Annotated in this window: 5 protein-coding genes and 1 pseudogene; 4 read left to right on the top strand and 2 right to left on the bottom strand. The window is 38.1% G+C overall.

Annotated elements, in window-relative coordinates; all coding sequences use genetic code 11:
• A pseudogene (locus tag GQR53_RS21600) lies at window positions 1-118 on the top strand (TatD family deoxyribonuclease); the annotation flags it as partial.
• On the opposite strand, the gene GQR53_RS19965 reads toward GQR53_RS21600, so the two are convergent.
• Complete coding sequence (locus tag GQR53_RS19965) at window positions 85-705, bottom strand: AhpA/YtjB family protein (protein ID WP_002958772.1); 621 nt, start codon at window positions 703-705, stop codon at window positions 85-87. The pseudogene GQR53_RS21600 and the gene GQR53_RS19965 sit on opposite strands and share 34 nt — an antisense overlap.
• Window positions 706-857: 152 nt before the next feature.
• Here GQR53_RS19965 and serB point away from each other — a divergent pair, with 152 nt between their 5' ends.
• Entirely contained in the window at window positions 858-1,886 is a 1,029-nt protein-coding gene (serB, locus tag GQR53_RS19960) for a phosphoserine phosphatase SerB (RefSeq protein WP_165744832.1), read from the top strand.
• Here the strand turns inward: serB and GQR53_RS19955 are convergent.
• The gene (locus tag GQR53_RS19955; RefSeq protein WP_165744833.1) at window positions 1,883-4,360 is read right to left on the bottom strand and encodes a PilZ domain-containing protein; all 2,478 of its coding nucleotides are present in this window, start codon (window positions 4,358-4,360) and stop codon (window positions 1,883-1,885) included. The two genes, serB and GQR53_RS19955, sit on opposite strands and share 4 nt — an antisense overlap.
• 364 nt (window positions 4,361-4,724) lie before the next feature.
• On the opposite strand from GQR53_RS19955, the gene radA reads away from it, so the two are divergent.
• Entirely contained in the window at window positions 4,725-6,110 is a 1,386-nt protein-coding gene (gene radA, locus GQR53_RS19950; RefSeq protein WP_002958769.1) for a DNA repair protein RadA, read from the top strand.
• A gap of 75 nt (window positions 6,111-6,185) precedes the next feature.
• Window positions 6,186-7,118, top strand: coding sequence for a hypothetical protein (locus tag GQR53_RS19945; protein ID WP_165744835.1), 933 nt, complete (start codon window positions 6,186-6,188; stop codon window positions 7,116-7,118).
• Window positions 7,119-7,200: the final 82 nt, after the last annotated feature.

Here is a 7,200-nt window from a genome sequence, read left to right as displayed (position 1 = left end):
CACGCCATTGCATATACCTGATGTGTTTGACGCACTATGTGATTTAAAGAAAAAAAAAAAAAAAGAGACGCTTGCAAAGCAACTTTATGATTCTTGTTCAGATGTTTTTTGCATATAACGATTTACCTGCCAGCGCTTTAATCCACGGCCTAACTGCCACGTAAAAATACAAGCAATCACTAGCATTAATAAAACCTGTCTGCCTAAGTCATGAAAATGATTATGGCTGTCGGATATTGCAGCGCGAGTTAAATAAGTAATAGATACAAAACCTATAGGGCGGTCATCATCGCTTATTACAGGTTCCATAAAAGGTGTTTTTAACTTACTTATTCCGGGGGTAGAATCAGAAAGTTGACCATAAACATGATGCGACTGCCAATTGTCGCTACTGGCTAATAAAATACCCTGTTGATCGTAAATAGTGGCCGAAAGCACGAACTCATCTTTACTTATATCGTTACAAATTGCATTGAGCTGGGGTTTGTTTTTTTCGATTAAAGGTGTTTTAACATTTAAAGCCATAAACTGAGTGAGGCTTTTGGCGGTGCTGTCGGCGCTATCGTACAGTAACTGGTGACTCTGAAAACTACTATTAACACCCACCCAGCTTAGTAATACAAAACAGCCAGCCGCAAGAATTAAGCGAACGAGTCGCTTTCTTTGGGATGCGCTTATAGGGTTTTTAATATGGTTATTTTTCATAGTCACCGTTTATGCTACTGACAGCATTTTGATTTGATGTTACAACTACACTAACTATAACCTTAAACCCCACCTGATGGCGAATTTAGTGTTGAGAATAGCAGTTTTGAGATGCCAACTATCAGGAAAATAAAAATAAACACGGAGATCCCATGTCGCAAATCAACATGGCACAGCAAGCTGCTGAGCAACCATTACAACACTTAACTCTAAATAAATGGTTTAGCTATAGTGGTGGTGTATCTACACCTCTCGATTATATTCCAAACAAAGCATTAGGGTTATTTAGCATCGCATTTGCAGGTGATTTTGCAGAAAAACACATTGCCAATATTGTTGACTTTTTAGCGACACATAACCAAAACGTCACCGCTATATGCCAATACCAACCTGATTTAGGGCTTGCACCAGCACTGTGTTTTTACGCGCAAAATGCAGATAAAACTATAAACCCGCTAGTATTACAACAATTTTCCAGCACACTTGATTTTCAGCTAGTGCAAATAGCTTGCCCACCCAACTTGTATGAGCCAGGTTTATTGGTAATGGATATGGATTCAACCGCTATTACTATTGAGTGCATAGATGAAATTGCACGCTTAGCTAACGTATACGATGAGGTTGCTTCGGTAACAGCACTGGCAATGGCTGGTAAGCTTGATTTTAGTGAAAGCCTAAATCAGCGCGTCGCTAAACTTACCGGAATTGAAAAAAGCTTAATAGATGAGTTAAAAAATAATTTACCTTTAATGCCGGGTATTAAAATGCTTTGCCAAATACTTAAACAGCATCAGTGGCACTTAGCCATTGCGTCGGGTGGTTTCGTACCCTTTGCAGAGCAAGTACAAGCGTTAATCAATTTAGATGAAGTACACGCTAATGTGCTTGAATTTAAAGATAATAAGCTCACAGGTAAAGTATTAGGCACAATTGTAGATGCACAGCAAAAAGCCGTTATTTTAGAGTCATTACAGCAACAGCTGGGATTAATAAAGTCGCAAACAGTGGCGATTGGCGATGGGGCTAACGATTTAAAAATGATGGCAACAGCAGGGCTAGGTGTAGCAGTACATGGTAAAGCAAAAGTGGTTGAGCAAGCCCAAGCAGCTATTTGCCAAGGCTCGTTATTACAATTACTGTATATGCTAGCTATACCATTAAATAGTGTGGCTACTGTTTAACGCAGGCGGTTTAGCCAAAGCAGTTTGCGGCGACCCATTTGGTCAACTTGTTGCTGTTCAAGTTTTAAATGGCTTAAGGCTTCTTCGGTGATATCGACAATATCACCGACACCCGCTACAGACCACAATGCCTCTTCTAATTCCCTTGCTTTATGCAGCGCATATTGACTCACATATTTTAGTTCGTTAGATAAATAATCGGTATCTGGGCGTCCAGTACGTGATATGTACAAGCGCATAACAAAAATAAGATTCGACTTTAAGCCTTTGCTTATTTGTTCCTGAAAATCATTATAATCCTCACCTGCTATGCAATAACTGGTAGTAGACTCTGAAATACTGCCCTTACGGGGATCAAAATTAATCACAAGTGTAAAGGCGCTTGGCGGATCTTGGCGGCTAAGATCTTTTATCTGTGGGGTGATCACATTAACGATTTGCTCATCAGTAATAATGCTCGATAAATCGGTTTTATTACTCAACAAACCAAAGTTTTGTAAAAGCACATGTAGTGGGCTAGGGTATAAGCCAAAGCCAATTGCACCTGCTTTAAAGTGCGCTCCTTCTTTATGTAAATAAAGTGGGAACTGGCAAACGCTTTTAGTTACCATATTTCTAAGTGCTGTAGAGAGCCCTGGCACTTTAGGCGCTTCTTCTGACACTTTTAGTTTATCTTTATTACTGTTAATTAACTGCGTAAAAAACAGCACTCCAGCATGGGGTAAGTCGGCAACTCGGCTGGCTTTTAAATTAATAATAGTGAACGACTTATTTACAGCCATCACTTCGTACTTTAGCTCACTAAGCTGATATGTTTTGGTTATTTTTTGTAAGTCAGGAAACGAGAGTAAAACAATGTCGCCTTTTTTTAAGCTTACTGGTTGTTTGCATTCAAGCTGCAAGCCCATAACCGAAAAGTCGCGAGTAAGGCCATGTACTACCTCATCGTTTACGCTAATCGACACATTCGTTTTATATAAGTAGCGCTTATCAGAGCGAAGATTTACATACTCTAAAGGTACAATATCTAAATAAGGCGCAGACTTACTTTTGCTATGGCCAAAACTCTTCAATTGATTAATCAAAGCTTTATCGTAATTTAATTGCTGATAGTGTTGCTGTTCAGTTTTATTACCAATAGCAGTTAGTACCACCATATATTTTACATTTTTCACTAACCCTTCTACCCGAGGAGAAGGCGGCTTATTGAGCTTTTCAATATTTTTACTTACAGTGTTTGGTAACGATAAAGGAATAAATGAGTCATCTGGATGGCTTGGCATAATTTGTATTTTAAAGCACTGCCAAGTGTCTTTTTGACTGCCAAAACCTAAAAATAAGTTTTTTAGCTGAGGGTTTTGTTCAAGCTCATTACGTGTTGCAGAATAATAATAAATTTTGCCCGCTGAAATATGAGTAAAAGTATATAAATAATCTTCTTTAACTGGAGCCTGTTTTAAAAGTAATGCATTAATGCGTTGCTCATTAAGCACACTGTATAAACAAGGGTTTTGGCGTTCATCGGTAAAGTAACGTTGAATAAAAATGTTGTTTTCGGTGGTTAGACTTAAGCTAGGATAAAGTACATTGTCTTTTTTACTTAAAAACACATATAAAGAGGTGACGCGTGGAATATAGTATTGCTCGTAACCCTTAGAAACCACAGCATCGAGCGTATTATCAAGGTTTACTTTATAGCGACGTTTATTACCGTGGATAAAGCTTTCTAAAAAATTATCAAACGCTTCATTATTTTCAATAAAGGTGCGTTTTAAACGAATATGATTAAACTCTTTAGAAATATTTTCTACGGCGACAACCTCATACTGAATGCCATTTTTTAAACCTAGCTCAAAGTCTTGCTCTAAACCTACCAAACGCAAGGCGATTAAATGTCCTTTTTTTAGTACATAACGAGTGGCTAGCTTTATTTTACAACCACTGAGGGATATATCGGAAGTGCTAGCAGCAATACTTTTTTTGTCGTTGTATTCAACCGTTACTTTAATTGAATAGTTCATTCGCTCTTCAGAGCGGCTTTCATAAGAGGCAAACTTTATAACATTTGTATTAAGGGAGTCATCAATGGCTTGCTCTGCAATTTTTTCTGTGGTTTTGCGTTGTAACACCCGATGATTATTTTCGGTGTTCATCACTGCCTCATAAACGGCAAGGGTATAACCACCGTGTTGTTTTAGCGCAGCTTCAAATACTTCAATCGCTGTTTCATCCATGAAATGTTGTTTGCCATTGTGATCATAAGGCTTTACCTGCCCAGTCACTAAACCACGTAAGTCAATAAAGCGCGCTATCGGCTGAGATAAGCGTGTCATTTCCATTTTCATTAAAAACTGTTCAGGCTTTGTAAGCCCAGCTATTTTAGACTTAAAAATTAAATCAAATTTAGCGTTGCCTAAATATGTTTTTAACTCATTCACGAGGTCTTCGTGTTTGAGCATTATGTCATCAGCCATTTATAAAACCATCACCGTCTAATTGAAAAAGTAGGTATACTGTTAAGTCCATTTATTAGAAGTTCAATAAACGTTAAATCGCGCTATGTTGTTAATATAGGTACAATTATTTGAGTTACTACTGTTTAGCTCTTGTTATGTATGTGTTATTTGCCATTTTATTGGCAAGTTACTTTAAACTATTACAAAGCAAAAAGTATGCCCTAAATTATAGCTAAAAAGAAACACCATGTGTATTTATTGATTGTGACGCTAGATTTTTAAGCAGGCAAGAGTTTGTTGCTAAGTAAATGCCTGAAATGGCAAAATAAGCGCTTAATAGTAAGAATTTTTTTAATTTAAAGAATAGTAGGTAAAGTTATCAATGGCTAAAGCGGCAAAAGTAGAATTTGTTTGTACCGAATGTGGCATGAACTATCAACGTTGGCAGGGTCAATGTCGCTGCGGTGCGTGGAACACATTAGCGGAATTTAAGCCTTCAGCAGGGCACAGTAAAAAAGCATCAATACGAGCAAACGTTGGTGGTTATGCTGGTGGTGTTGGTGGTGGCTCTAAAAAAATCAATGATATTGCTACATCAGAGGCTGAAAAGCAGCTAACTGAAATCGGCGAGCTTGATCGCGTACTAAGCGGCGGGGTGACTACTGGCTCGGTTAATATTATTTCGGGCGATCCGGGGGCGGGTAAGACAACTTTGCTATCTGACCTAGTGGCAAGAATGTCACAACGGATGCCGTCACTTTACTGTACGGCAGAAGAATCTTTATCGCAGTTTAAAAACAGGGTAAATCGTTTAAAGTTAAACTATAACCCGGACGAGCTTTATTTACTTTCAGAAACGAGTGTTGAAACCATCATCGAAGAGCTCGAGAAAAATAAAATTAAGTTTGCTGTTATTGACTCTATTCAAGCTGTTGTAACCGATACGGCAAATGGTAGCCCAGGTTCGCCTTCGCAAGTAAAAAGCGCCGCCCAAGCATTAACTCAGTACTGTAAGCAAAATGATGTAACTATGTTCATTATTGCTCACGTAAATAAAAATAACGAAATAGCAGGCCCTCAAACACTTGTACATATTGTTGATGCGCTTTTACACATAGATACCAACGATGGGCAAATACGAACACTTAGGGCAAATAAAAACCGCTTTGGTGATATTGATACTGTTGGCATTTTTAAAATGTGTGAACGTGGGATGTTAAGCGTTGATAATCCAAGTGAAATATTTTTATCGGGTTCAACCACCGACTCACCTGGCTCTACTATTACCTGTATTCGTAAAGGGAATCGTAATTTATTGCTTGAGATTCAATGTTTAACTACCGAAACAGAAGCTGAATTTCCGCAGCGTGTTTGTGTTGGTTTAAATATGAATCGTATAAAAATGCTGACCGGTATATTACGTAAGCATACTAAAACTAAAATATTTCACGATACGTTTTTTAATATTGTGGGTGGTTTAAGAATTGATGAGACAGAAACCTGCATCGATTTAGCATTAGTAACCGCGTTACTTAGCAGTTTAAACGAATTTGTTGTACCTCGTACCACGTGTATTATGGGAGAACTTAGCTTAAACGGCGATGTACGCCCAATAGACAGTGGTGTACCGCGTGTTAAAGAGGCTGCACAACATGGTTTTACAGAAATATATATTCCATTTCGCAATTACCATAAATCGATGGAAGGGCTAGGCGCTAAAATTACCCCTGTAAAAACCGTACATGAGTTACTTAGTTTGATTAATTAACACTTATCGGTGATGTTCTTCAGTGTTACTCTTAAGTTGAGACACTTTATAGAAAGAATTAAATAAGGAAATGACATGAAAAAATTAGTTATAGTTGCAGCTCTTGTGGCCGCAGGCGTGGGTGGTGTTAGTTACGCAAACTACGTAGCAACTCAAGAAGTGCGTGCAGAAGTAGATAAGCAACTTGCTTTAGTAAGCGAGCAAACTGGCGCTACATTTAAATACGCTGGTTTATCGGCAAGTGTTATCTCAAAGAGTGTAGAAATAACAAACATGGAAGTAATAAGCCCTGAAGGTGACAATGTTGCTAATATTCAAAGCATTGAAATAACTGGCTACGAGCCGGATAAAATATCACCACATACATCATTTGATGTAAAAAGCTTTCAGTTTGATAAAAGCTTCGTATTAAAATTACCAGCTGATACAAACGAAATGTTAGCGTCGGCAAGTTACGATTTACATTCATCACTTGATTACGATGAAGAGTCTGGCAATAGTGATGTAGTAGTTAAGCTTGATGCAAAAGACATTGTTAGTTTTAATATGGATATGGGTTTAGCTAATTCAAAAGCGTTAATGGATGCTTCATTAGCTATTAGCAAGGCGCAGCAAGAAGCCGGTGATCAACCGCTGACGTATGAGCAAGAATTACAGCAGCAAACACTTGTTATGCAAGCAATGAGTAAATTAGAGCCGCGTAATGTTAGCTTTGCCTTAAATAACCAGGGTAAATTAAAAGATTTACTCTCAAGCGAGCTTGAAAAGCAAGGTATGACGCTTGAGCAAATGGAAATGACGCTAGAGCAACAGTTACAACAAGCTCCTGTAACTGAAGATATTGCAGAGGCTTTAACCAGCTTTGCGAAAGGTTTAAATTCATTCAGTGTGTCTGCAAAGCTACCTGAAGGTAAAACTATGATGGAAATTAACCAACAAGTTATGATGCTAGTAGGGCAACCTGAAGAACTAGTTAAGTTTATTAACTTAGAAGTTAAAGGTAATTAGGCCTTAGTTCTGTATTAATAAAGGCGCCAATTGGCTGTCTCTTGATCACAAGTCTGACTCAAGAGATTTTGCTAAATCGTAG

The sequence above is a fragment of the Pseudoalteromonas sp. Z9A6 genome (assembly GCF_011378805.1).
GTDB classification, from domain to species: Bacteria; Pseudomonadota; Gammaproteobacteria; order Enterobacterales; family Alteromonadaceae; genus Pseudoalteromonas; species Pseudoalteromonas distincta.
Note: the sequence above shows the minus strand (reverse complement) of the source record. Positions and strands in the feature narration are given on the sequence as shown.